The organism is Rudanella paleaurantiibacter, from assembly GCF_009184635.1.
Lineage (GTDB): Bacteria > Bacteroidota > Bacteroidia > Cytophagales > Spirosomataceae > Rudanella > Rudanella paleaurantiibacter.
The window spans coordinates 86,482-111,398 of the sequence record NZ_WELI01000006.1; the positions used below are offsets into that span (position 1 = coordinate 86,482).

The 24,917-nt window shown below is 55.1% G+C and carries 22 protein-coding genes; 13 read left to right on the plus strand and 9 right to left on the minus strand.

Translation table 11 applies throughout. From position 1 onward, the window contains the following. Window positions 1-90: 90 nt before the first annotated feature. The 5 genes from F5984_RS15535 to F5984_RS15555 all read right to left on the minus strand — a co-directional run bounded on the left by F5984_RS15535 (window position 91) and on the right by F5984_RS15555 (window position 3,990). Window positions 91-798, minus strand: a complete 708-nt coding sequence (locus F5984_RS15535) for a 3-keto-disaccharide hydrolase (protein WP_152125171.1) — start codon at window positions 796-798, stop codon at window positions 91-93. A 110-nt stretch (window positions 799-908) separates the two neighbouring features. Next, a complete protein-coding gene (gene galU / locus F5984_RS15540; protein ID WP_152125172.1) occupies window positions 909-1,775 on the minus strand; it encodes a UTP--glucose-1-phosphate uridylyltransferase GalU in 867 nt (288 codons plus the stop codon). A 133-nt stretch (window positions 1,776-1,908) separates the two neighbouring features. Further along, on the minus strand, window positions 1,909-2,904 hold the full coding sequence (locus tag F5984_RS15545) for a mevalonate kinase family protein (protein WP_152125173.1): 996 nt from the start codon (window positions 2,902-2,904) through the stop codon (window positions 1,909-1,911). A gap of 170 nt (window positions 2,905-3,074) precedes the next feature. Beyond that, complete coding sequence (locus tag F5984_RS15550; protein WP_152125174.1) at window positions 3,075-3,557, minus strand: hypothetical protein; 483 nt, start codon at window positions 3,555-3,557, stop codon at window positions 3,075-3,077. Between the two features lie 40 nt (window positions 3,558-3,597). Further along, window positions 3,598-3,990, minus strand: coding sequence for a helix-turn-helix domain-containing protein (locus tag F5984_RS15555; RefSeq protein ID WP_152125175.1), 393 nt, complete (start codon window positions 3,988-3,990; stop codon window positions 3,598-3,600). A 295-nt stretch (window positions 3,991-4,285) separates the two neighbouring features. On the opposite strand from F5984_RS15555, the gene F5984_RS15560 reads away from it, so the two are divergent. From F5984_RS15560 to F5984_RS15585, 6 genes are all read left to right on the plus strand, one after another. Then, a complete protein-coding gene (locus tag F5984_RS15560; RefSeq protein WP_152125176.1) occupies window positions 4,286-4,969 on the plus strand; it encodes a hypothetical protein in 684 nt (227 codons plus the stop codon). Window positions 4,970-4,973: 4 nt separating this feature from the next. Then, complete coding sequence (locus F5984_RS15565) at window positions 4,974-5,756, plus strand: PD-(D/E)XK nuclease-like domain-containing protein (protein WP_152125177.1); 783 nt, start codon at window positions 4,974-4,976, stop codon at window positions 5,754-5,756. 49 nt (window positions 5,757-5,805) lie between these two features. Further along, a complete protein-coding gene (locus tag F5984_RS15570) occupies window positions 5,806-6,189 on the plus strand; it encodes a hypothetical protein (RefSeq protein ID WP_246169032.1) in 384 nt (127 codons plus the stop codon). 75 nt (window positions 6,190-6,264) lie between these two features. After that, a complete protein-coding gene (locus F5984_RS15575) occupies window positions 6,265-7,446 on the plus strand; it encodes a DUF748 domain-containing protein (protein ID WP_152125178.1) in 1,182 nt (393 codons plus the stop codon). Window positions 7,447-7,599: 153 nt separating this feature from the next. Next, a complete protein-coding gene (locus F5984_RS15580; RefSeq protein WP_152125179.1) occupies window positions 7,600-8,478 on the plus strand; it encodes a diacylglycerol/lipid kinase family protein in 879 nt (292 codons plus the stop codon). 30 nt (window positions 8,479-8,508) lie between these two features. Further along, complete coding sequence (locus tag F5984_RS15585; protein ID WP_152125180.1) at window positions 8,509-8,856, plus strand: translation initiation factor; 348 nt, start codon at window positions 8,509-8,511, stop codon at window positions 8,854-8,856. Between the two features lie 77 nt (window positions 8,857-8,933). On the opposite strand, the gene F5984_RS15590 is transcribed toward F5984_RS15585, so the two are convergent. After that, window positions 8,934-10,451, minus strand: coding sequence for a peptide MFS transporter (locus F5984_RS15590; protein ID WP_152125181.1), 1,518 nt, complete (start codon window positions 10,449-10,451; stop codon window positions 8,934-8,936). Window positions 10,452-10,731: 280 nt separating this feature from the next. Here F5984_RS15590 and F5984_RS15595 point away from each other — a divergent pair, with 280 nt between their 5' ends. Beyond that, window positions 10,732-11,367, plus strand: a complete 636-nt coding sequence (locus tag F5984_RS15595; protein ID WP_246169033.1) for a peptidoglycan DD-metalloendopeptidase family protein — start codon at window positions 10,732-10,734, stop codon at window positions 11,365-11,367. A 73-nt stretch (window positions 11,368-11,440) separates the two neighbouring features. On the opposite strand, the gene F5984_RS15600 is transcribed toward F5984_RS15595, so the two are convergent. Beyond that, a complete protein-coding gene (locus tag F5984_RS15600; RefSeq protein WP_152125183.1) occupies window positions 11,441-11,980 on the minus strand; it encodes a hypothetical protein in 540 nt (179 codons plus the stop codon). Between the two features lie 130 nt (window positions 11,981-12,110). On the opposite strand from F5984_RS15600, the gene recQ reads away from it, so the two are divergent. From recQ to F5984_RS15620, 4 genes are all read left to right on the plus strand, one after another. After that, window positions 12,111-14,273 carry a DNA helicase RecQ gene (gene recQ / locus F5984_RS15605; RefSeq protein ID WP_152125184.1) on the plus strand — a complete coding sequence of 721 codons (2,163 nt, stop codon included), beginning with the start codon at window positions 12,111-12,113 and terminating at the stop codon, window positions 14,271-14,273. A 155-nt stretch (window positions 14,274-14,428) separates the two neighbouring features. Then, window positions 14,429-15,544, plus strand: coding sequence for a lytic transglycosylase domain-containing protein (locus tag F5984_RS15610; protein WP_152125185.1), 1,116 nt, complete (start codon window positions 14,429-14,431; stop codon window positions 15,542-15,544). 216 nt (window positions 15,545-15,760) lie between these two features. After that, entirely contained in the window at window positions 15,761-16,975 is a 1,215-nt protein-coding gene (locus F5984_RS15615) for a lytic transglycosylase domain-containing protein (protein WP_152125186.1), read from the plus strand. Between the two features lie 229 nt (window positions 16,976-17,204). Further along, window positions 17,205-18,299, plus strand: a complete 1,095-nt coding sequence (locus tag F5984_RS15620; protein ID WP_185155528.1) for a lytic transglycosylase domain-containing protein — start codon at window positions 17,205-17,207, stop codon at window positions 18,297-18,299. A 93-nt stretch (window positions 18,300-18,392) separates the two neighbouring features. Here the strand turns inward: F5984_RS15620 and F5984_RS15625 are convergent, their stop codons facing one another. Together F5984_RS15625 and F5984_RS15630 are read right to left on the minus strand one after the other, a co-directional pair. Beyond that, entirely contained in the window at window positions 18,393-19,715 is a 1,323-nt protein-coding gene (locus tag F5984_RS15625) for a cryptochrome/photolyase family protein (RefSeq protein WP_152125187.1), read from the minus strand. 14 nt (window positions 19,716-19,729) lie between these two features. Then, window positions 19,730-20,068, minus strand: a complete 339-nt coding sequence (locus tag F5984_RS15630) for a hypothetical protein (RefSeq protein WP_152125188.1) — start codon at window positions 20,066-20,068, stop codon at window positions 19,730-19,732. Window positions 20,069-20,238: 170 nt separating this feature from the next. On the opposite strand from F5984_RS15630, the gene F5984_RS15635 reads away from it, so the two are divergent. Both F5984_RS15635 and F5984_RS15640 read left to right on the plus strand, forming a co-directional pair. Further along, a complete protein-coding gene (locus F5984_RS15635) occupies window positions 20,239-21,681 on the plus strand; it encodes a M14 family zinc carboxypeptidase (protein ID WP_152125189.1) in 1,443 nt (480 codons plus the stop codon). A 290-nt stretch (window positions 21,682-21,971) separates the two neighbouring features. Further along, on the plus strand, window positions 21,972-24,872 hold the full coding sequence (locus F5984_RS15640; protein ID WP_152125190.1) for a TonB-dependent receptor: 2,901 nt from the start codon (window positions 21,972-21,974) through the stop codon (window positions 24,870-24,872). The last annotated feature ends 45 nt before the right edge of the window (window positions 24,873-24,917 follow it).

Genomic DNA, 24,917 nt, shown 5'->3' on the forward strand with positions numbered 1-24,917 from the left:
AGTGAATGAGTGAATGGGCGAATGAGTTGAAGGCAGCCATTGACGAAAAGGCTTGCCTATTCACTCAATCGCTCATTCACTCAATCGCAATTATAATTCGCGAATGCGGATGTTACGATACCAAACTTTGTCGCCGTGGTCTTGCAGGGCCAGGTGGCCTTTAGCGAACTTACCGAACCCTTCCCAGCTCTTAAACTTGCTGTTGGCTACCATTTTGTCCCACTCAGGGCCATTGGTTGCGTATTCAACAATTTTCTTACCGTTGAGGTAGTGCTCGGCGCGGCCGTCTTTAATCACGAGTTTGGCCTTGTTCCACTCACCGGCAGGCTTCACGGCCGTTAGGTCGTTGGGGGGCAGCATGTCGTACAGCGAACCTGCTTTGTGGTTACCCGCCGATCCGGCAAATGAGTCGGGGTGCTTGGCGTCGTCGAGTACCTGCATTTCGGGGCCAGTGCTGTAGGTGGCACCGTATTTGGGGTCTTCGTTGACGTGGTAGATAATCCCGCTATTGCCCTTCTCCGAAATTTTCCATTCGATCTCCAGCTCGAAATCGCCGTATTCTTTATCCGTCACCAAATCGCCCGCGCCCCGGCCGCCGGTGAAATGAATAGCGCCATCGTCAATGGTCCATTTATCCGAAACAGGCTGACCGGCTTTTTTGTACGTATGCCAGCCCGCCAGCGACTTGCCGTCGAACAACTTTTCCCATTTTCCTTTTTTCGGACGGGCATCAGCGTCGGCGGTGAAGAGCATCGCAAAAGCAGCCAATGCCAGGGTTGTGTGTTTGAGGTATTTCATGAAGGTAAATTAATAATCGTTTATTCCTGTAGTACGTAAAGTCTCCAATCGGGCTTCACGTGTTAAAAAGAGTTGTTAAAATCGGCTCTACCCGTGCGTAAGCTGGTCGGCTACTGGTCGGCCGTAATTTCTTTCAAAAATCGGCGGAACGGCTCGGCAAATTCGGGGCGCTTAAGGGCAAACTCAACGGTTGTTTTCAGGAAATCAAGCTTGTTGCCAATGTCGTGCCGTTTGCCTTCAATCCGGTGGGCGTACAGGTTTTCGCGCCGGAGGAGCAACTGCATGGCATCGGTGAGTTGGAGTTCACCGTTTTTGCCCATTTCGGTTTGGTCGAGAGCCGCAAAAATACCCGGCGTAAGCACGTACCGGCCGGCAATGGCTAGGTTCGAGGGGGCTTCATTCACGGCTGGTTTTTCAACCAGCTGGTCGAGGGCCATAATCCGGTCGCTGAGGGCGCTGCCGCCCACAATACCGTACCGGTTTACTTTCTCGTGCGGTACTTCTTCCACCGCAATTACCGACCCGCCGTACTGCTCGTAGGTGTCGAGGAGTTGCTGGGTTACCGGAATCACGGCGTCCATGATGGTGTCGCCGAGTAGTACCGCAAAAGCCTCGTTACCCACGTGATGCCGGGCGTACCGGATGGCGTCGCCGAGGCCGTTGAGCTGCCGTTGCCGTACGTAGTGGATGTTGGCCATGTCTGAGAGTCGGCGCATCTCATTCAGCAGCATCTGATCTTCTTTCTCTTCGAGCCGCTCTTCCAGCTCGTAGTTGCGGTCGAAATGGTCTTCGATAGCTCGCTTGCCCTTTCCGGTGATAATCAGAATGTCTTCGATACCCGAATCAACGGCTTCCTGCACCACATACTGAATGGTGGGCCGGTCGATGATGGGCAGCATTTCTTTGGGCTGAGCCTTGGTAGCAGGCAGGAATCGGGTGCCCAGACCAGCGGCTGGGATAACGGCTTTACGAATCATAATTTTTGTAGAGCCGCAATAGGTTGCGGCTCCTGTGCGTCAGCACGTTTTGTGAGAATTAGAATCAAGATACCCGGTCAGAAGACGCAAGATGGTACTATCCAGCGGTGAGCCGCAAGATGTTGCGGCTCTACTAATTAATAAAAGGCTTGATAACGCGTGCATTTAACTTCCGCAGCTCCACAAAAAGCTGGTTGAGCATGGTGTCGTCCTGATAAACACCGATGATAGACCCACCAGAGCCCGTAAACGAAGCGGAAGCCCCGCAGGCGCGGGCCGCCCGAATCAGGGCCAGATTGCGCTCACTGATGTTGTAGATCTGGGTACGCAAATCGAAGTTGCGGTTAATAAGATCGTGCAACAGGTGCGTTTGGTTGTTCACAATGGCGTCGCGGCCCTGCTGGGCTACGTCGGCAATGTCGGCCAGGGTCTGTACCACTTTTTCCTCGCCTTTGAGCCAGCGGGCGCGCACATCGTTGTGTACCCGCCCCGACTGTTTGCCCAGGTCGGTATCGTACGCAATGTACAACTTGGGCAGCAGACGCGGGTCGAGGGGTTCGTATTCGCCATGCCCCTGCCGGTCCATAATGCTCCGGTCGAAGTCCATGTACACGCAGCCCTCGTAGCACTGAATCACCCGATCTTGCAGGCCGGCTGTGATTCCCAGTTCGTCCATTTCGGAGCCCAGCACCAGGTTGGGCAAAATGGGCAGCGGAATCTCGACGTTGTAGAATGTCATGAGTGCCCGGAAAGCCGCCACAATAATGGCACTCGACCCCGACAGGCCCACCTGCCTCGGAATGGAGGTGTTGTAGCGAATGGAAAAGTTACGGTTGGCCAGCCGGATACCCTCGCGGTCGCAGTGGTCCACAAAGGTTTTGATGGCCGCTTTGAGCAAGGGTACACCACCATGATACCCCAGGGTGCTGACGGCGTCGCGCAGGTCGTACAAAGACCGGAACTGGTTGGTGTCCTGGGGTTGCGGTTCAATGTTCAGCTCGGGCGATTCGTAGAGCGTAATCGATGCCCCGAAGTTGCGGACACTGATCGAGATGGTTTTACCAAAAAAGCCGTCCGACGGATTCCCCATGAGGCCCGCCCGGGCGTAGGCGCGGGTTTCGATAATCAAAGCTAAAAAGACGTTGGATTAAGGGTTCGGGACGCTGGAAATGGCCGGGTAGCAAAGGCTCAGAAAACCAGTGCGCCGGTGGCCGGCGTCTTTCAACGCCCAAAAATACAAAAGCGACCGAAGACTATACTGTCCTCGGCCGCTTCGTTACTAACAGCGCTCTACTTCTGTTATTGACGGTCGGAGCCTTGCTCCTTTGGATTATGGTCATATCCCTTATTATGAGGATCATAGCCCTGGTTTGGGTTGTCGCCCGCTTCCAGGTATGTCGCATCATTCCGATCAAATAAAGCTTCGTCGGACGGATTTTCGGAGATGGCGCTCAGTTTGGCCGCGGCTTCGTCCGACATCAGGCGTCCGGTTTGCTCGCCCTCGATCATGGCGCGGGGGTCTACATCCCATCCCTGCGTACTGTCGAAGCTTTCGCCGGTTGGCAGGGCTACCTCGCCCTCGCGGGCGTGGCTCTCTTTTGTTGCCTGATTGTCGCGCATGTGGGCGGTGTCCATGTCCATGCCCGACGTAGCATCTCTGAATTCATTCGTACCAACCCCTTCTGATACCCGACCGTAGTCAGAATCACCGTGTTGGTTTGGGTTTTGCGAGTAAAACTCGCCATCGACGTTTTCGGGGTCGAATTGTGATTTGGTAGCCATAACGTTGGAGTGATTTGTCGATATAACTCAACGTCATGGGTCAATGTTCTAAAAATGGGCCGCCCTTTTTCTGAACGGCATCGCGCAGTTCGGCCCGGAGATCGTCGGTGGTTTGCTGGAGTAAATTTACCCGCTCATTGAGCTGAAACAGGAGGTATTCCATGTTGCGGAGCCGCTCGTCGGTGGTGATGGCGGCTGAGGGTGATGGCGGCATTGACCGAAACATGAGGCCCTCGCCCCGCAGCAGCCAATCGCCGTTGACGTTCGGAAAAGCCACCAGAATTTTCTCCAGTGTGTCATAACGGGGTTTTAGCCGGCCGTGTAAGACGTGGTATATTTTTTCGCCCCGATGTTCGCCCAAATGGCGAGAAAATTCGAGAACGCTCAGGTCGAGGGCGTCAATCAGTTGTTGCAGTCGGTGGTGAATCGTCATAGGCTGTGGTGAGTTGAAGGCTACACAAAACTATGTAAAAACTAAACTGATTAAACGGCCCGGGAGGATGCGTTATTTTTCGGAATGTTTACGGGCGGAATAGCGTTTTGATTACGTGTAAAGCCGTCTTTGTGCGGGTTACGTGGCCTTGAGTAGCGGGGCTGTGTTTTGGGTGGGGCGGGTCTTGGAAATTTACGCAAAACTGTGTATTTTTACTTGCTTGCTGGCACCCCTGTAAAAGGCAAAAGGGACCGCAATGTGGGCCCCCTGCTTGAACAGTAAACAACAAATACTAATGAACACGCAAAACAAAAACATCGCTGAGACAAATCAAAACGGTACCGGGTTAAAACCTGATCAAAAAATCGGATCGGGTGGGTACCCGCACGGCGAAATCGACCCTTCGGTGGGCGGTTTACCGGCATACAAGTACCTCGAAGGACATCCCCGGCAGTATCGGTTCGACGCCAAAGAAGGGGTGTTCAATATCAACGGGGTGGAGAAGCTCGGTCGTTCGCTCACCTTTCAGCCGATTGCCTGGCGCATTTTTACGGACAATATCCTGAACATGGGCACCAAAAACTGGGCGGAGATTTTTTTCATTGATGAGAAAAACTGCGTGTCGGCGGTGCTGTTTCACGGCTACTCGGTCGATAACATCTTCCGGCTCATCGAACCTTTGTACTACGACGACCAGACCCTGGCCGATGTGGTGATTACGGCCGTGGCTGAGAAAAAGGAAAACACCAAGATTCAGCCGAAAGGGGTGTATTTCATTGCTTCGTTTTCGTACCAGATGGGTGAGCCAACCCGCACGGCCCAACTGAAACAGTACGCCCGGTCGGTGAAGCTGTTTCGGCAGGAGACCCTCACGGACATTGCCAACATCAAAACGGCGTACAATTACTACAACCCGTTTTACAACGAACAACTGCCGGCCACCAACGAACCGTTGGCCCTAAACGCCGACCCTGTTTAAGCCTATGCATGTTTATTCACAACCGCGGTTAGCGGACCGTTGGGCACCGGGCTCCGACAATTGGCTGCCCATGCCCGACTACCGGGCCATTGCGCGGGTATCAAACTCCGACCTGACCCGGCTCAAAGAAGAACACCTGGGGTTGGGTAACAGCCTGCCGGGTGGGGGGCAGTCGGCCCGGCAACCTTCCGAGCAGACCCAAACGGTGGGTAAGGCGTTTCATCAGCACTTGCTTGAACCGGAGTCGGTTGGTACCATCTTGCGGCAGCTCATGCCCGATTTGCTCGCACCGGGGCAACTGGAGCGGGCGCAGACAGAGCAGGTAGCCGAGCTGATGGATGTGGTTCGGCAAGATGCCTTTTGCCGCCGGTACTTGCAGAAAGCCGAAAAAGAGCGGGTAGTGCTTTTCACCGAGCCTGAGACCGGCATTGCCTGCAAGGCCCGGCTTGATCTGGTGTACACGAGCCCCAAACGGCAAAATGCGCTCGTGCTCGATTTTAAAACGACCTCGGCCCGTACACAGGCCCAATTTTTACAGAGTTGCTACGATTACGATTACGACCGGCAGGCGGCTTTTTACCTCGATAGCCTCCGGTACGCGGGCGACGAGTGGGCCGCTACCCGTCAGTTTCGGTTTGTGTTTATCGGGGTGATGAAGCAGCAGCCCCATCGGCTGTTTGCCGTTGATGCCACCTCGCTACCGGGGTTTGTGGAGTACGGCCGTAAAAAATACCGGTTCTGGCTCCGCAAGTGGCAACAGGAAAATGGTGTATCGCTTTCGGATTAGGGCTGCCTGACGCAGCCTGCCGAAATCGGTAGCCGCAAACGAGACAATCATGGAAACGTTCACAATAGAGCCGCCAATGACCAGCAGCCTGACGTTACTGACCGTAACGCCGTCGGCCTTGCAGTACAATTGGGGTATCGATGGGCTAGTGCTTTGGATCGAAGACCTCAGCAGCGATAATAGCCTGCTGGCGCGCATGCCCGACTTGCTCCAACGCATCGGGTTTGCCATTGAACTGCAGACCGGCTGGGACCACCGGTACGATTCGGGAACCCTGCACCCGCTGTACGGCTACCGGATTCTGCTGCGCGATGGCACCGGCCTCTGGCACGCCATTCGGGTCGACGAAGCAGGGCGGTTTGTGCACACGGTGCCGCTCGAAGAGCTGGACTACGAAATCGCCTATGATATGGTGATGTGGGTGGACCTGTAGGGGCCGTACCCGTTGAGATAAAAACAGAACGCGGGCCTCCCGCGTTTTTTTATTCATTACCAACTACTCAACGTCTTGAAACGAACAACCAAAATACTACTGGCACTGCTGGTGCTGCTCATTGTGGGGCGGTTGCTGCTGCCTTATGTCGTGCTGCGGTACGTGAACAAGGTGCTGGCCGATATGGGTAGCTATACGGGCCGTATCGAAGATGTAAACATTGCCCTGCTGCGGGGCGCTTACCAGATCGAAGACCTGCGGATTCGTAAAATCAATGGTAAGGTCAAAGAGCCGTTTCTGTACATCCCCAAAGCCGACTTGTCTATTGAATGGAAATCGCTGTTCAAAGGCGAGCTGGTGGGCGAGGTCGAGGCTTACGAACCGGAGCTAAACTTTGCGTTCAGCAACAACGAGTCGGAGCGGCAAACCGGAGAAGAAGTCGACTGGACGGTGCTGGTAAAAGACCTGTTGCCCATACAGATCAACCGGTTTGCCGTAATCAATGGCCGCATCGACCTCGCCAGCCTGATTACCAAACCCCGTGCCGACCTGTCCATGCAGCGGTTCAATGGCGAAATTCGCAATATCCGAAACGTAGAAGAGGTGACGGGAAAGCTGCCCTCGCCCGTGTGGGCCACAGGCGACATTCCGGGCTATGGCGGTACCATGCGCTTTGATGCCAATATGTACCTGCTCAAACCCATGCCCGATTTTAACTACGACCTGCGGTTCACGAACATCGAGATGACCAAGCTCAACGAGATGGCCCGGGCCTATGCCAACATCGACTTCGAACGGGGCCGATTAAACGTGTTCAGTGAGATGGCCATGAATGATGGTAAGCTGAACGGCTACGTAAAGCCGTTGACGAAGGAGATGAAAATCTTTAAGCTCGACGAAAACGATAACCGGTCGGTCGGTCGGTTTTTTACCGAGTTGCTGGCGCAGGGTGGAACGGCCCTGCTCAAAAACCAGAAACTCGATCAGGTAGCCACCCGTATTCCGTTATCGGGCACCGTTGATGACGTTAAAACAGGCTTGTGGCCGACCATTTTTGGTGTTTTACGCAATGCTTACATTCAGGCGTTCAAAGGTGAGTTCGACAATGACATCACGTTTAAAGATGCCTTGAGCAATTTCCGGGAAGACCTGAAAGAGAAGCGAGCCGAGCGCAAAGCTGAACGGAAGGAGAAGCGCGAAAAACGGAAGGAAGAGCGGCAGCAACGCCGGGAACAACGCCGGGAAGGGCGCCCCTAAAAGCCCCGCGAAGCCGTACAATTTGGGTATCTTTGCGGCATGAAATGGCTCCGTGACTTTTACCGCGAGTACAAACCGTATGTGTTTTCCGACGGGTGGTACTATATCTTCATCGTGGTTTTCATTATTCTGATGTTTGTTTTCTTTTCCTGAATGGCCAATACATCCACGTTACTGGCCATTGTGAACCCTTTGTCGGGGACCGCCACAGCGGCTCAGAAAGCAACGCTTCAGCAATACCTCGCAGATCGGGCCAATCGGGCTGGCTACACCCCCGAAGTCGTTGTGACTACCCACGCAGGCCATGCTACCCAGCTGGCTACGGCGGCCGTGCAGCGCGGTGTAGGCCGTGTAATAGCTATCGGGGGCGACGGCACTATTAACGAAACAGCACGAGCCCTCCGGCAGTCGGGTACGGCCCTTGGCATTGTACCGATGGGTTCGGGCAACGGGCTGGCGCGGCACCTCGGCGTGCCGTTGGATGCCCGCCGGGCTATTGATAAAGCCGTCGACGGGCGGCCGGTGCTTATCGACAGCGGAGAAATAGGCGGGCACCCTTTTTTCTGCACGGCTGGTTTGGGCTTCGAGGCTCATGTGGCGCATTTGTTTGCCCAACAGCCCGTGCGGGGTCTGTCTACGTACATCCGAACGGCCTACGGGGCTTTCTGGAGTTACAAGCCCGGCCGGTACGTGATCAACGGGATCGAAAAAAACCTGTTTTCGCTTGCATTTGCCAACGCCGGGCAGTTTGGCAATAATGCTTGGATTGCCCCCAAGGCTAACATCGCCGACGGGCGGCTCGACCAGTGCGAGGTACGCCCGTTTCCGAAGTCGATGAGTGGGGGACTGGTTTGGCGGTTATTCAACAAAACGCTCGAAGCGTCGCCGTACTGGCACGGGGAACCGGTTGTTAAAGCCACCGTTGAAGCCGACGGACCACTGTCAATCCATGCCGATGGTGAACCGCTACTGCTACCTGAATCGCAGTGCATGGTACAGGTGTTGCCGTCGAGCCTGCTGGTGTTACTGTAAACAATCAACGAACTCAATTTCTTTACACCGATGAGCAAGAAATCCCGCTCCGACCGCCATACGGGCCCGTTTGTGTATTCTACAGACCCCGATTTTACGTTTCCGTCTGACGAGACTCCTATAGAAACCCCACCACCGGCCGCGCAACAACTCAAAATCTGGCTCGACCGAATGGGGGGCGGTAAAGTGGTAACGGCCGTGCGCGGATTTGTGGGTACCGACGGCGACCTGAGCGATTTGGCCAAACAACTAAAAGCCGCCTGCGGAACAGGCGGCTCGGCCAAAGAAGGTGAAGTGCTGATTCAGGGCGACCACCGCGATAAAGTGCTGACCTGGCTCACTAACAAGGGCTACAAAGCCAAGAAAGCGGGAGGCTAAAGTAGCAGTGGGCAGTGGCAGTAGGCAGAAAAACTTGCGCCAGCACTGCCTACTGCCACTGCCGACCTAAGAACAGCCTACTCAATACCTCCCATCCATTTCTTCATGGGTTTCGACAGCAGCAACAACAGCAGGCCAAACCCGAGGCTGAACAGGGCAACACTCTGGAACATGGCTGGCATTTGCTGCACGTTTTCCTCATCGAAACCACCCGCAAACAGGCCAGCAATGAGGTTGCCCAGCGAAGCTCCAACAAACCAGATACCCATGAGCTGGCTCGTGTAGCGTTTGGGGGCCAGTTTTGAGAAGGCGCTAAGACCTACGGGGCTGAGGAACAACTCGCCCAGGGTGTGAAACAGGTACGTAAACGTCAGAAACAAGGGCGAAACCAGCGTGCCGGTGGCCTGTCCGGCCAATGCCTGATTGGAGGCTACCACCATAAACAGGTAGCCCGACCCCAGCAATAAAAGCCCCGTAGCCAGCTTGGCCGGTGCCGGGTAGCTAAGCTTACGCTTATCAATAAATACCCAGAGCGAAGCCAGAACCGGCGAGAAGATCAGGATAAACGCCGGATTGAAGTTCTGAAACCAGCTCGACGGCATCTGCCAGCCCAAAATATTCAGGTCGGTATAGCGGTCGGAGAACAGTTGCAGCGAAGAACCCTGCTGCTCGAAGCCAGCCCAGAACATGGCGGCCGCCAGAAAGAACGCAAACAACACCACAACGCGCTTTTTCTCAACGGTAGTAAGGCCGCCACCCAGCAGGATGTACGCAAAGTACCCGATAGCTACGAGCGAGATAATGGTGCCCATAGCCTGGGCCAGTCCCTGCGCCGTGGTCATGTCGATAACCCCGGTGAGCTGCAAACCAGCCAGCAGCAATACTAGCGCGGCCAGGAAAATAAGCATGGAGCGATTGCCACCGGTTGTCGCAGCTGCGTCGGTGGGGGTTTGGGCAAGTACATTGCCATGATCGCCCAGGTACCGCTTACTGAAAATCTTGAACGTAGTCAGACCCAGAAACATGGCTACAGCTGCCGCCCCGAATCCGTAGTGCCAGCCCACTTTCTGACCCAGGTAGCCAACAATGGAAATGCCCAGCAGCGAACCGATGTTGATGCCCATGTAGAAAATCGAAAAGGCTGAGTCTTTGCGAGCGCCCCCTTCAGGGTACAGTTCGCCCACAATGCTGCTGATATTGGGCTTGAGCAGACCCGTACCGATGGCAACCGTGCAGAGTCCGGCAAAAAATAAGGCTTCACTGCCCGGAATAGCCAGAATAATGTGGCCCAGCATAATGATGATACCGCCGTACCAGATCGATTTTTGCTGGCCCAGCAGGTTGTCGGCAATCCAGCCACCGGGTAATGAGAGCAGGTAAACCGAGGCTGTATAAATGCCGTAGATAGCGGCCCCTTCCGATTCGTTAAGCCCCATGCCACCGCCTACTTTATCGAGCAAAAAGAGGAGCAGAATGGCCCGCATACCGTAGTAGCTGAACCGTTCCCACATTTCGGTAAAGAAAAGAACGAAGAGACCGACTGGGTGGCCAAATAAAGTGGTCGAAGGTATTGTTTTCGTTGCCGTAGATTCCATTCAGAAAATGTAAAAAGCAGATGAAGTTTTGCGTGTAAGTCAAACCGAAGTTGCTTATGCACAAAAACGGGAAAAAATGTTGGTAAATATACTCCCGAAGTAGAAAATACCCAATCTGGAGCCGCCATAGCATCCAGGGGCAACCGGCTCACAATCATTCCAGATGGGGGGTGCCCGTAAACCCGGCGAGGTAAGGTTACCCATTATCGTCTTCAAAACAACTCGCCCGCAGCTATACAACTCAACCGCTCTTTTCCGAATTTTGGGTATGAAATCTGGCATGGCTGCAATTCTTCCGTTTGATCTCTCCCGAGCCTTACCGCTCGATTTTTCGGCAACAAACCCCGACCTTCTGCCCGATTCGGGCCTCGACCTGACCAATACCGCCCTATTCAGCGCGTATGTATTTGGTAAACTACAAGCAGCCGGGGCGCAGGTGGGTATTGGCGGGTATAACGAGCACCGGGTCATCTACCGCCGGAGTGCGCACTTCGGTGACGTGCAGGCCGAACCCCGCGAAATTCATCTTGGTATTGACCTGTGGGCCGAAGCCGGTACGCCCGTATATGCGCCCAAAGCAGGAGTTGTGCACAGCTTTGCCGATAACGCCAACTTTGGTGATTATGGCCCGACCATTATTCTGCAACACGATGTGGAGGGCGCGCCTGTATTCAGTCTGTACGGTCACCTCTCAAGGGCGTCGCTGGAAGGCCTGTACGAAGGCAAGGTTTTCAACGCAGGTGATAAACTAGCCGAGATTGGTCCCTTCCCCGAAAACGGCGATTGGCCACCTCATCTTCATTTTCAGCTCATGACCGATATGCTCGGCCATCGGGGCGATTTCCCCGGCGTGTGCTCCCTTACCGACCGGGCGCGGTTTCTGCAACTATGCCCCGACCCGGCGGGCTGGCTCTGAACGTAAAACGGGTTGGTGTAAGCCGGGCGAACCAGACTACACCAACCCGTTTGGGTACGTACCAACCTGGCGCTTAGTCGCGCAGGCTGCTCAGGTATGTTTTGTTGCCGTTTTTATTGATGTAGTACTTGCCTCCCCGGGGGCCGGTGTACACGGGTTCGCCGTTGGGGCCTTTCTGGCTACGGTCAACCGGCGCTTTGTAATCGGCGGGGCTGGCTTTTTCTTCTTTGGCTTTCGCTACTTTCTTGTCGGCCTTGGCCATGGCCTTGTCGTCGGCTTTAGCGGTTTTCTTATCCGTTTTATCGTCAACTTTAGCCGCTTTTTTGTCTTCTTTGGCTTCCTTCTTATCGGCTTTGGCGTCGGCTTTATCGGCCTTGGCCGCTTTCTTATCTTCTTTAGCCTCTTTCTTGGCTACGTTATCGCCTTCGTCTTTAGCCTTCTTCTTGTCCGCTTTCGCTTCTTTCTTGTCTTCTTTGGCTTCCTTCTTCTCTTTTTTCTCTGCTTTAGCCTCTTTTTTCGCCTTCTCTTTCTTCGGCTTTTCGTCCTGGGCTGGGCTGTTAAACGCTACCAGTACGCTCAATACAAATGCGAGTAATGCCACATAGTTTTTCATTGTAATGCAATGGTTTTGAGTTAGAATAAAGGTTTAGCACTTGAGACGGTAAGATGGGTAGAAAATCACTAACGCAACAGAAAAACAGGCAGAATTTACGTAAATTTGAATTTATACCCGTTACGTGCCCATGCTTGCCGACGCCCCGTTTGAGCCGCTCAATACCGATAGTAGTACCCCCTCTGACCGTAGCCCCGTAGCCTATCTGAAGCGGTATTATGGTTACGACCATTTCCGGCCCATGCAGGAGGCTATCATTCAGTCGGTACTGGCCGGAAAAGATACCGTGGTACTCATGCCTACCGGGGGCGGTAAGTCGGTGTGCTTTCAGATTCCGGCGCTTATGCTGCCGGGCATCACGGTGGTAGTCTCACCCCTGATTGCGCTCATGAAAGATCAGGTGGAGGCCCTTCAGCTCAACGGGGTGGCCGCTGTGTACCTCAACAGTACCCAATCGGCCCGTGAACAACGGCAAATTGAAGACGATTGCCTTGCCGGGAAAATCAAGCTGCTGTACACCTCGCCCGAAAAACTGCTGAGTGAGTCGTTTTTCATTTTTTTACAACAGCTCAACCTGTCGCTCTTCGCCATCGACGAAGCACACTGTATCTCGTCATGGGGGCATGATTTCCGGCCAGAATACACCCAACTGCACGCCCTGCGGGCGCAGTTTCCGGCTATTCCGATGATTGCCCTGACAGCTACGGCCGACAAACTCACCCGGCAGGATATTGCCACCCGGCTCGGCATGGTAGACCCGCAGGTGTTTGTGGCTTCGTTTAACCGCCCCAACCTGAGCCTTCAGGTATTGCCGGGTACGAATCGGTTGCAGCAAATTGTCCGGCTGTTGCAGATGAAACCCGACACCTCGGGGATTATTTACTGCCTCAGCCGCAAAGCCACCGAGAACCTGGCGGCCAAATTGCAGGAAAAGGGCCTGATGGCGGGTTTTTATCATGCCGGGATGAGCAATTCGGAGCGGAGCATGGTGCAGGAGATGTTTTTGAAAGACGACATCCGCATTATGTGCGCCACCATTGCCTTCGGGATGGGAATCGACAAATCGAATGTGCGGTGGGTGATCCACTACAACATGCCCAAAAATATGGAGGGGTTTTACCAGGAAATCGGGCGGGCGGGCCGCGATGGTAGCCCGGCCGATACGGTGCTCTTCTATAGTTTTGCCGACGTAGCGACGTACAAAGACATGCTGAGCGAGGCCAAGCCCGCCAATTTGGGGGTTCAGTTAGCCAAGCTCGAACGGATGCAGCAATACGCCGATGCCCACACCTGCCGTCGGCGGATTTTGCTTAGCTATTTTTCCGAAGAACTCACCGAGCCCTGCGGTAACTGCGATGTGTGCCGTAACCCACGGGTCACCTTCGACGGGACAATTCTGGCTCAGAAAGCCCTGTCGGCCATTGTACGGGTGCAGGAGCGGGTGCCCATGAATCTGCTGATCGACATTTTACGCGGTTCGCGGAGCCAAACCGTGTTGCAGTACGGGTATGATAAGGTAAAAACCTACGGTGCCGGTAAAGACCTTAAATTCGATGAGTGGCGGAGTTACCTGCACCAACTGATCAATATTGGGGTGATTGAGATTGCGTACGATCAGCATTACGCGCTCAAAAAGGGGATTCTGGGCGATGCTGTTCTGTTTGAAGGGCGCAAAATTGAACTCGTCCGGCCCGAAGATGTGCTGAAACCGGTGGTTGAGAAACCCAAGGCTAAAAATCAGCAGGCTAAAGATGATCTGTTTGAGCAGCTCCGTACCCTCCGCAAGCAAGTGGCCGACGAGCAGAATGTACCACCGTACGTTATCTTCACCGATACTACGCTCGAAGATATGGCCCGCCAACGCCCAACCACGCCCGACGGCCTGCGCAATGTAAGCGGGGTGGGCGAGCGCAAGCTGCAACTGTTTGGCCGTCGGTTCCTCGACGTGATTACGGGCTACGTGCGGGGGCAGGCCCGCGAGGGCAACAACCTGCGTGGCTCTACCCATCTGGTAACGCTCGAACTCTACGAAAAAGGCTATTCGATGGAGGAAATTGCCGCCGAGCGGCAGGTGACTACCCAGACCGTTTTGAGCCATTTATTGTACCTGCGCCGGTCTGGTTACAGCATTGATCTGGAGGGCATGATTACCTCCGCCGAACGGGCGGAAATCGAAGAGGCCATCAACCAGATTGGCTTTGATAACAACAGCGCCAAGCCCGTGTACGAGCACCTGGGTGGGCGTTTCAGCTACGATAAAATCAGGCTCACAGCAGCTCTGATGGAGATATGAAAAATCCAGTTTTGGCCGAGACCGTTGGATAATTCCGGGGTTACGGATTAGGGTTCTTGCAGATTATCAGCTATATTCGTACTATAGTTATTGACTAACCCGTTACTTAGTGACGGGTTTTGTCGTCTGAATGAACCTCAACAAATACGACTGCTTTGATCAAGGAAATTAGTATTACACTGCTTTTGGCAACCGGGAAATCAGTTGCTGGGGCGGTACCTACCAAGCTTGCTGCCACCTTATTCGACACATCGCGTACCTCATTTTCGGGCCGGAATCTGGACAATCCAACCCTGCTCAGTGTGGACTCGGCAAACCGGGTTTTTCCGGTTTATTTCTGTGGAGAAGAAGTGCCCGTAGGTCAGCCAGGTGTCTGGCGTCGGTGGATTCAAACCCTGCGCGGGTTTAGTAGCAAAGATGACTGTTTGTACGATGTACGGCAGCGCGCTACCTCCTTTTTCCCCATTATCGACCCCATCCTCCGCAAGTACCGAATCCCCCGTGATTTTCGGTACCTTCCGCTGGCCGAAAGCGAACTGGTCAACGACTGTGTGTCGCCCCGTGGGGCATCGGGTTATTGGCAGCTCATGCCCGAAACCGCCCGCGAACTGGGTCTGCGCGTTGATGGCAACGTGGATGAACGTTATGACCTCCGAAAAGCAACCGTAGCGGTTTGCCATTACCTGCACCAATTGTACCGTCAGCTGGGGTCGTGGTCGCTGGTAGCAGCAGCTTACAACGGAGGATTGGGACACGTACAGTCGCGGATGCAGCAACAGCGCCAGAAAAACTATTTCAAGCTGAGCTTGCACCGCGAAACCAGCCATTACCTGTTTCGGATTCTGGCGTACAAAGAGCTGATCTCGAACCCCAAACAGTACGAACTGCTCTTGTCGAAATCGGCAGTAGCCCGGCTTACTAAGCCGCTCCCCCGGTTTATCAAGCCTGTTCCGCTCAATATGGCGCGGAATGGTAATGAGCTGATCCCGACGGAGCCGGAGCCGCTCGAATCAGATATGGACAGTGGAGCACCGGTAAATCCGACCTGGGGACCGCGCCCCGACAAGTCGCTTGCATCGCCTTCGGAGTTTGAGCGGATTCTGGCGCAGGCCCTGTACCCTGAGGCCGATACCGACCTACAGGGGCAACAGGCTCGATTCCCCATTACCCGGCTTCTGGCCATTATGGCTATCCGGTTCCGGCGGCCCCGATACCTGCAATATCAGGAGGGAGAAGGCTTGCGGCCGGTGCATGAAATGGAGTGGATTTAAGCCATTCGGCACGTTACCAAAGCACGCAGTTAACGCATCTGGCACTCTTAACGGAATTTAAATCCGTCTGAAAAGGGCCATTCCCGCGTCTACTGCGTGTTTTTTGTGTTTGCAGGGAAGTGGGCCGTGCCCGATGCGGTTACGGGTAGTCTATTTTGTCGTCTAAATCGGTAGAGTAACCTTAATCCATAAAAAGAAAAAGGATCTGCCGTAACGATGAGACGATGGATAGTGGTGTTGATACTGGTCTGTGTGACCGGTATGCGGCTTGTGTATGCAGGTACCGATGTGGCAGGGCGCTCCACGGTGTCGCTGGACGATAAATCGGGCTGGGCGAACTTGCCGCCCGTCTATTTTTGTGGTGAAGCTGTACCGGTGCATGAAGAGGCTGTGGCCCGCCGGTTGGTATCGGCCCTGGTGCAAAACACCAATTACAACCGGACGCTCTACACCATCCGGCAACGGGCGTCTACGTTTTTCCCGCTTATTGAGCCCATTCTTGAGCGCTACAAAATCCCGGCCGACTTCAAATACCTGCCTTTAGTAGAGAGTGCCCTGCGGAGCCGGGCCGTGTCGCCAGCGGGAGCTATGGGCTATTGGCAACTCATGCCTGCTACGGCCCGCGAGCTGGGGCTTACCGTGCGTGGCTCAAACGACGAACGGCAGCACCTCCTGAAGTCGACCGACGCGGCCTGCCGCTATTTACGGTATCTCTACAACCGGCTAGGGTCGTGGACACTGGCAGCCGCTGCCTACAACAACGGTATTGGAAATCTGCTGGCAAGCATCCGGCGGCAGGGCGAACGGGATTATTACTACCTCCGGCTCAATGCCGAAACGGGCAAATACCTCTACCGAATTCTGGCGTTTAAAGAGCTTTTTGGGAATTATCAGTGCTACCGGCTGGTGCTGCCCCCGCAGGTATGGCGCACCCTGAGCGAACCGTTGCCCAACGTAGGGCCGGAAAGCGTACCCGAGCAGGAGCTGATTACAGAATCGTTCATAACTGATGTGACGCGGACTGCCGTGGCCGAGTCGATGGGAGCCAAGCAGGCTGCCCCTGCCAACCGGCAGCAGGATTTACCTTTGCCTAATGCGGCCGATGTGTTTCGGGGGGGCATAAAAGCCCGGCTGGCGGAGGCTGGTACCTTGCAGCGTGGCCAAATCTGGGTGTTTCACCTAACCCGCGACGGTATGGCCGACGGCCGACCCGTGGATCAGGGTGATATTTTGTATGCTATCGTGGAAGATATTGACCCGAAAACAAATAAAGTTTTCCTGCGGGCCGACAAACTGTTTTCGCTCGAGAATCGGCAGACGTACACCCTCGGTTTATCGGCCGTGGATGCGTCGACGGGCCGAATTGGGATTAGCCTGCCCGATATGGAACAGGTAAAAGCGGGCTGGATTTCGACCTGGAAAATCCTATAGGTTGGGCCGTATGGGCGGTTCATTTAGGCTACGGCGCCAACGGACCGAACTATACCGGAAAGCGGGTTGTTTTCGTTGGGTCTATAGTCAACCAAACGGATCGCTTGTGATAAAACGCAGTAAAGAAATTTATAACTGGCTGTCAACGAGTATTCTTCTGGGACTTGTTTTTGCATTTTCGACAGTTCAGGCCCAGCGAGTACGCTCTACTCCAACCCCGGCCGGACGTATGCATTTCAGCGGTGAGATGGTACCAACCGAGCAGGCTGATGTTTCGATGAAGCTGGCCGTCACGCTGGCGAGTAGCGGGGGATACCTGCGGCACGTAAATGGCCTGAAACAACGCTCGGCTCCTTACTTTGCCATTATTGAGCCGATTCTGGCCCGTCATAAAGTCCCCAACGATTTTAAGTACCTGCCCCTGATCGAGAGCAACTGGAAAGCCGATGCCGTATCGACGGCGGGCGCGGTGGGGTACTGGCAGTTTATGGACGAAACCGCCAAAGACATGGGTCTGAAAATCAACGGACCCGTAGATGAGCGCAAAGACCTGCGGAAATCGACCGAGGCTGCGGCTCGTTACATCAAGTTCCTGTACAATAAACTGGGTTCCTGGACACTCGTGGCGGCTGCCTACAATGGCGGCATCGGAATGCTTCAGAACAAAATGCGTCGGGCGGGCCACCGCGATTACTATGCTCTGACCTTGAACGAAGAAACCGGGTATTATCTGTACCGGATTCTGGCTATGAAAGAGTTGTTCAACCGGGCCAATTACTACGCAGGTATGGCCGATAGCGGCCTGATGGCGTCGATTGGTAACCCTTACGAGCGCGAACGGGCGCAGGCCCGCGAGATGGGCTGGCTCCGCGACACCGAGCCCGAGCTGACCGGTACCCCCGTGGGTAACGATCCGTTTATGGCAGTTGGCAACCGCCCTGAATCGGTGGTGATGGATAGTGTTTTGGTGCGATTGCTTGCCTCCAACACACCCGCCGAGGGGGGCAGTTTCTCCGGCGATGTGTCGGCCCGGTTGCTCAAAGCTGGCAAGTCTAAACTGGGCGAGCGGTGGTCGTTTAAATTAACGCAGGATATAACGATTGGTGAAGACGAATTCCGGGCGGGCGATGTGCTCTACGCCCTCGTCGACGATGTGGATGCGCGCGGTATGGTTTACCTACGGGCCACCAAACTTGTATCGTCGGTATCGAACGCGGTGGTTCCCGTAACGTTGCTGGCCATGAACCCCCGCACGGGCTTAGCAGGTATAGCCGTTCCCAAAGCCCCTCAGCCCGACTGGGAAGTGAGCTGGAAGGTGCAATAAAAGAGGGTGAAAGGAGAAGGGAGGAAGGAGGAAAGGAACGCAAGCGTTCTCACTTTGACCCTTTCCTCCTTTCTCCTTTCATCCTTTTTCCCTCTATTCCTTTTCCTCTTTTTTCAATCCCCGTTTATAGGTGTCAATGGCTCGTTGCCGGGCCATGGCATGATCGACCATAGGCCGGGCGTAGCGCAGGCTGTTGAATTCGGGGACCCATTTTCGGATGTACTCGCCTTTGGGGTCGAATTTTTCGGCTTGCGCCGTGGGGTTGAAGACCCGGAAGTAAGGGGCAGCGTCGGTGCCTGAACCGGCGGCCCACTGCCAGCCCCCATTGTTGGCCGAGAGGTCGTAGTCGCGGAGTTTGCGGGCAAAATAAGCCTCGCCCCACCGCCAGTCGATGAGCAGATGCTTACACAAAAAGCTGGCCGTAACCATCCGTACCCGGTTGTGCATCCAGCCAATGGTGTTGAGTTGGCGCATACCCGCATCTACGAGTGGGTAGCCGGTTTCGCCCCGGCACCATTTATCAAACTCTTCTTCGTTGTTTCGCCAGGCAATATGGTCGTATTCGCGCCGGAACGAGTGTTTCTCTACATGTGGGAAATGGTGCAGCACCTGAAAATAAAAGTCGCGCCAGCACAGCTCGTTCAGAAAAGTGGCGGAGCCGCTCTCACGGGCTTGCCGCGCCAAATCGCGAATGCTGATGGTGCCAAACCGCAGGTGAATGCTTAGTTCGCTGGTGCCGGGTTTGGCGGGTAAGTCGCGGGTATCTTTGTAATGCTGGAGCAGGGAGTCCGACACGGTCATGGCCGGAAACGATTCGCCCAGCGGGGCAAAATTCATTTGGGCCAGTGTGGGCACCGGCATCCGGTTGGGTACCTTCAGGAAATGGTGGAAATACGTTTCGGTAGGGTACGATTTCAGGTAGAAATCGTTCAGTTTATCGTGCCACCGGCGGCTGTAGGGAGTAAACACAGTATAGGGCGTTTGGCCTCCGGTCAGTACCTCGTCGTGATCGAAAATGGCGGTATCTTTCGATGCGGTGAACGGAATACCTGCTTCGGCGAGCAGGCCCGCTACCTGAGCATCGCGCTCTTTGGCGTAGACTTCGTAATCATGATTGGTAAATACCTCCTCAATGGGGTATTCCTGTAATAGCTCCTGCCAAACGTCCAGTGGAGTGCCGTACCGAACCACCATGCCCGATCCCATACGGGCCAATTGGGTTTGAAGTTCCTCAATTTGCTGATGAATGAACTCCACCCGCCGGTCTTGCCGGTCGTCGAGGGCATCCAGAATGGTACGATCAAAAATAAATACGGGAAGCACGGGCCGCCCCGATGTGAGGGCGTGGTATAAAGCCGCGTTGTTGTGCAGCCGCAGGTCGCGCCGAAGCCAGACGACCGAAAGGGGTTGTGTCATGAATGAGAGGTGAGTTACCTCACAAACCTCAATCGGACGGTGTATGTTTCGAACGGATTGGGGTCGGCCAACCGGATTTTTTTGCCCACCAGTTGCCGCGTAATATCATCGTTGAGCTGCTGATTGGCCGAATGTACCTGTAATTTGGCCACCCGCTGCTCTTCGCTGACGCTAAACGTAACCACCACAATTCCCTCGCGGTTGCGCTCGCCCAGTACGGCCGGGTACGTCACGTACGAGGCCACCTGTTGCGTCAGTTCAGCCGGTTGGGCGGCCGGGCGTTTGATTTCACGAGGCTTTGCCATGAGTGAGCCTGTCGTGAGAATCAGCGAGAAGAGCAGCAGTCGGTTCATGGTACGTTCGGTTTGGGGCCGGGGCCAGATTACGCAAATGTTATGTCAATGTTACCAAATTGTTAACAAAAGCGCAATGCCTGCCCGAATGTTTCGGGAAGCAATCGCGCGGAATTCTGTATGTATAGTCCCAAACGGCTAATTTTGGCCTTTTAGCTGTTGCTTCGATTATGTCTGTTTCGTCTGCCCTGACTGCCGATGTGGCTTTAGCCCGCCAATTGTTCGACGCGTACCCGGCTTTCCGGGAGCCGTTGTTTACGCACCGGCGTTTCAAACATGCCGATATTCAACCCCTGCTGGATCGGTTGTCGGGAGTGGGGCCGCTGTCGATAACAACGGTGGGCGAGTCGACGGAGAAACGCTGTATTCGGAAAGTGCAGGCCGGAACCGGGGCTATTCCGGTACTGCTTTGGTCGCAGATGCATGGCGACGAGGCTACGGCTACCATGGCCCTGTTTGATCTGTTCAACTTCCTGACTGCTTCGGGCGATGCGTTTGATGCCCTCCGGCAACATCTTCTGACCCGGCTGACCCTCCATGCCGTGCCGATGCTCAACCCCGACGGGGCCGAACGCTGGCAACGCCGAACGGCGCTCGATATCGACATGAACCGCGATGCCCTGCGGCTGCAATCGCCGGAGTCGGTGCTGCTGAAGTCGTTGCAACAGACGCTCCGGCCGTTGGTGGGATTCAACCTGCACGATCAGAACCCGCGCTACAGTGTGGGCCATTCGGGGCGGCAGGCCGTGATGTCGTTTCTGGCAACGGCCTACGACGAAGACCGTACCATAAACGAGGTGCGGCTGCGCTCCATGCAGCTCATTGCGGGCCTAAACCGGGTGTTGCAACCGCTGATTCCGGGGCAGATTGCCCGGTTCGACGACGAGTTTGAGCCCCGGGCCTTTGGTGATAATATTCAGAAGTGGGGCACTACGCTCATCTTGATCGAGTCGGGTGGGTACAAAGGCGATACTGAGAAAATGGCCATCCGGCAGCTGAATTTTGTGGCCATTTTGTCGGCACTCAACGCCATTGCAGCCGGTAGTTACGCAGCCGAACAAACGGCTGATTACGTGGCTATTCCTGAAAACGGTCGGCTGTTGTTCGATGTGCTGATTCGCAACGTGGGGGTGGTGCGCGATGGCGTTCGGACGATCATGGATGTGGCGTTGAATCAGTACGAAGAAAACACCGACGGTGCCCGCGATTTTCGGTACGAAAGCACGATTGAAGACCTCGGCGACCTGTCGACGTTTTACGGCTTAACCGAAATCGACGCGACTGGTCTGGATCTGGTGCCCGCCGGGGTGTACCCCGACACACTCGGGTCGGTGGCCGATCTGGCCAACCTCAACCTGACTGCCCTGCGGCAAGCCGGTACAGTGGTGTTTCGGGTGAACCGCACAGACCCTGCCGATCCGTACCGGGCGTTGCCCAATGAGCCGGTGCATATTCTGGCGGAGGGGGAGTTGCCCGCGGCTCCACTGGCGTTGGGACAGGTGCCTACGTTTCTACTCAAACAAGGCGATCAAATCCGGTATGTGTTCGTAAACGGATACAGCGTTGAAGCGGGAGCCGGTACGGAAGCCCATCGTTTTGGCCGGATCGACTGACCGAAAACCGGAGAAAACACACCGAAAGCCCAATCTGACGAGTCCGTTTGACCCGGTCGGGGAGAGCTGTCAGGTTACCGGAATATTACGGGAAGGTCATCCAAAAAGCTCTTTCTGAATGCATATAAGCCCTTTTGGGGTCTCGGTTGCTGCTCCTCTGCGGCCTCGTGGGTAGTTTGTTAACATTGGCCTAATGCCTTTGGGATAAACATAACCCATCGGTAACGCTGGCTTCATATTGGCGTAATATTGACGGGATAGTTTTGCGCTGTCAATTACGACATACCAATATGAAAAGCGCAACGCTACTTGTTTTCTTCTTCTCACTAATCGGCCTTCCGGCCGCGCTGGCGCAAACGGGCGTCATTCGCGGATCGGTGAAGGATGCCAAAACGAAAGAGGCCCTGATCGGCTGTACCGTTCGGATCGACGGAACTACGATGGGCGCTGCTACTGACATTGAAGGCAATTTTACCATTGCCAACGTGTCGGCTACTACGCACAAACTGATTGTCTCGTACGTATCCTACGTGACCTCCGAAATTCCGAACGTGCGGGTTGAGTCGGGTAACACGACGCAGATCGACACCGAATTGCAGGAAGAAGGTAAAAACCTGCAGGAGGTTGTGGTAAAAGCAGGCCGGACCACCAATACCGAGGTTGCCGTAATTACCGAAATCAAGCAACTGAAACCCATCGCGGTGGGTATTTCGGCCCAGCAAATTCAGAAATCGCAGGATCGGGATGCCGCGGCTGCTATTCGGCGGGTGCCGGGGGTGAGTATCCTCGATAACCGCTTTGTGCTGATCCGGGGGCTGGGCTCGCGCTACAATGCCGTGCTCATCAACGACGTGATAGCCCCCTCGACCGAGGTCGAAACCCGGTCGTTTTCGTTCGATATTATTCCAAGCAACATCCTCGACCGGATGATTGTCTACAAGTCGGGTGCGGCTTCGCTACCCGGCGATTTTGCCGGTGGCGTGGTCAATATTTACACCAAACGTCGGCCTACGAACAACTTCATCGACGCAGGTTTCACCCTTGGTTATCGCGCCGGTACAACCGGACAGGCCGTACAAACCCACTCGCGGGGTGGCCTGAGCGCCCTCGGCCTGTGGTCGCCTAACCAAACGATTCCAACGAGTTTTCCTACGCGCTCGGCCGATTTCAACGCCCTGGGCTCGGCCCAACGGGCGGCCTATGCGCGGTTGTTGCCCAACTCATGGGGGCTTCAGAACGTAACGGCAATGCCCGACTTCCGGTTTGCGCTGAACACCGGCCGCCGGTTCGACGTGGGTAATGTGCAACTAAGCAACCTCACGAGCCTGAACTACAGTCTGACCAATCAGCTCACCGACATTGATTTCCGGGTTTACGAAAACGGGGCCGTTGCTAACGCCGTTAATCAGCAGTACAACGATGTAAGTTATGCCCGGCAAGCCCGGCTTGGTTTGTTGCACAACTGGTCGGCGCGGTTCTCGCCCGTGTTCACGCTGGAATGGAAAACGCTTTTCAACCAGTTAGGCAATCAGGAAACGGTGGTGCGTCAGGGGCAAAACTTCGACTCAAATACCGACATCCGCAGCTACTCGCAGCGATTCGAAAACCGCACCATTGCCACCACGCAACTGGCCGGTGATCACCAGCTGAATGAACTGACCAAGCTGAACTGGATTGCCGGATACGGCTACTCGGGCCGTTGGGAGCCCGATTGGAAGCGCGCCCGGTTTCAGGCTCCGCTCGGCAGTGGCGAAAACGGCACCTATACCCTTGTGACGCCCCTGGCCCCGAACCCAATCGACGTTGGCCGCTTTTACTCTAAGCTCAACGAGCAGACGCTCTCGCTGGTGGGTAATTTCGACCGGACACTCGGCAACCCCACTAACCGGGAGCCGGGTCACTTGCGGGCAGGTATCTATGCCGAACAGCGATCGCGGACGTATTCGGCCCGGTTCTACGGCTACAACAGCATTCCGGGCGCATCGGCGGGGGCCGACGGGGTTATCGTGCAGCAGCAGCCCATCGAAACCATTTTCTCGCCAGCCAACGTAAACGGGCAGCCGGGCGGCTTCTCGCTGCAAGACGGCACCTCGGACCTGGACTCGTACCGGGGGCAAAACACCTACGGAGCCGCCTACGTGAGTGGCGACCTCAACCTGGGGGCACGAACCAACGTGACGCTCGGTATGCGGGCTGAGTACAACGTGCAGGGCCTGCAAATTGACCGGCGGGGTGTTGAACAGAAACTGGTGAACCGGGGTATTTTCAGCCCGCTGCCATCCGTTAACCTGACGCACAAACTGACTGATAAGCACAACCTCCGGCTGGCTTACTCCGCTACCGTAAACCGGCCCGAACTCCGCGAATTAGCCCCTTTCCAGTACTTCGACTTTAATCTGCTGGCCGTTGTGACGGGCAATACCGAACTGACCACGGCCACTATTCAGAATATCGACGCCAAGTGGGAGTTCTACCCCTCGGCCAACGAGCTGGTGTCGGTAACGGGCTTTTACAAGCACTTTACCAACCCCATTGAGAGTTTTCTGCTGCCTACCGGTAATGGCTTCAACTACACATTTATCAACGCGCCATCGGCCCGCAACTACGGGGTTGAGGTAGAGGTTCGGAAAGGCTTTGCCAACTCGTCGAGCGCGTTTTTACAAAATATTCAGCTGGTGGCCAACGGCTCGCTCATCAACAGCCGTGTGAGTCTGGGCGACTTTGTCCGGGCCCCGGATGCTACGGCTACCGTGGTCGATGTGCCCCTCAAAGATCTGGCCGACCGTCAGCGTCCGCTGGCCAATCAGTCGCCGTATCTGTTCAATGCGGGCGTGTATTACCAGGCACCGGCCGGTGGGTTGCAGTGGAACGTGCTGTACAACGTGTATGGCCCCCGGATTTTTGCCGTGGGAACCCGCAACAACCCCACCATTTATGAACTACCCCGGCACGCTATTGACCTGAACATCAGTAAGACGTTCAATCAAAAGCTGGAGGTACGGCTGGGTATTCAGGATATCCTGAATCAAGCCACTCGCTTTGCCCAGGACTTCAACGGCGATGGCCGGATCGGTCGCGATCTGACCTCGCAGACGGTCGGTGCCGATCAGGTGTTCCGGCAGTTCCGGCGGGGACAGTATTTCACGCTGACGGGGGTGTACACCTTCGGTCGGCGCACGGTGGTGCCCTAACAAGCTTACTAACTGATGCGTGTATAAATAACCAAATTGCCTGAT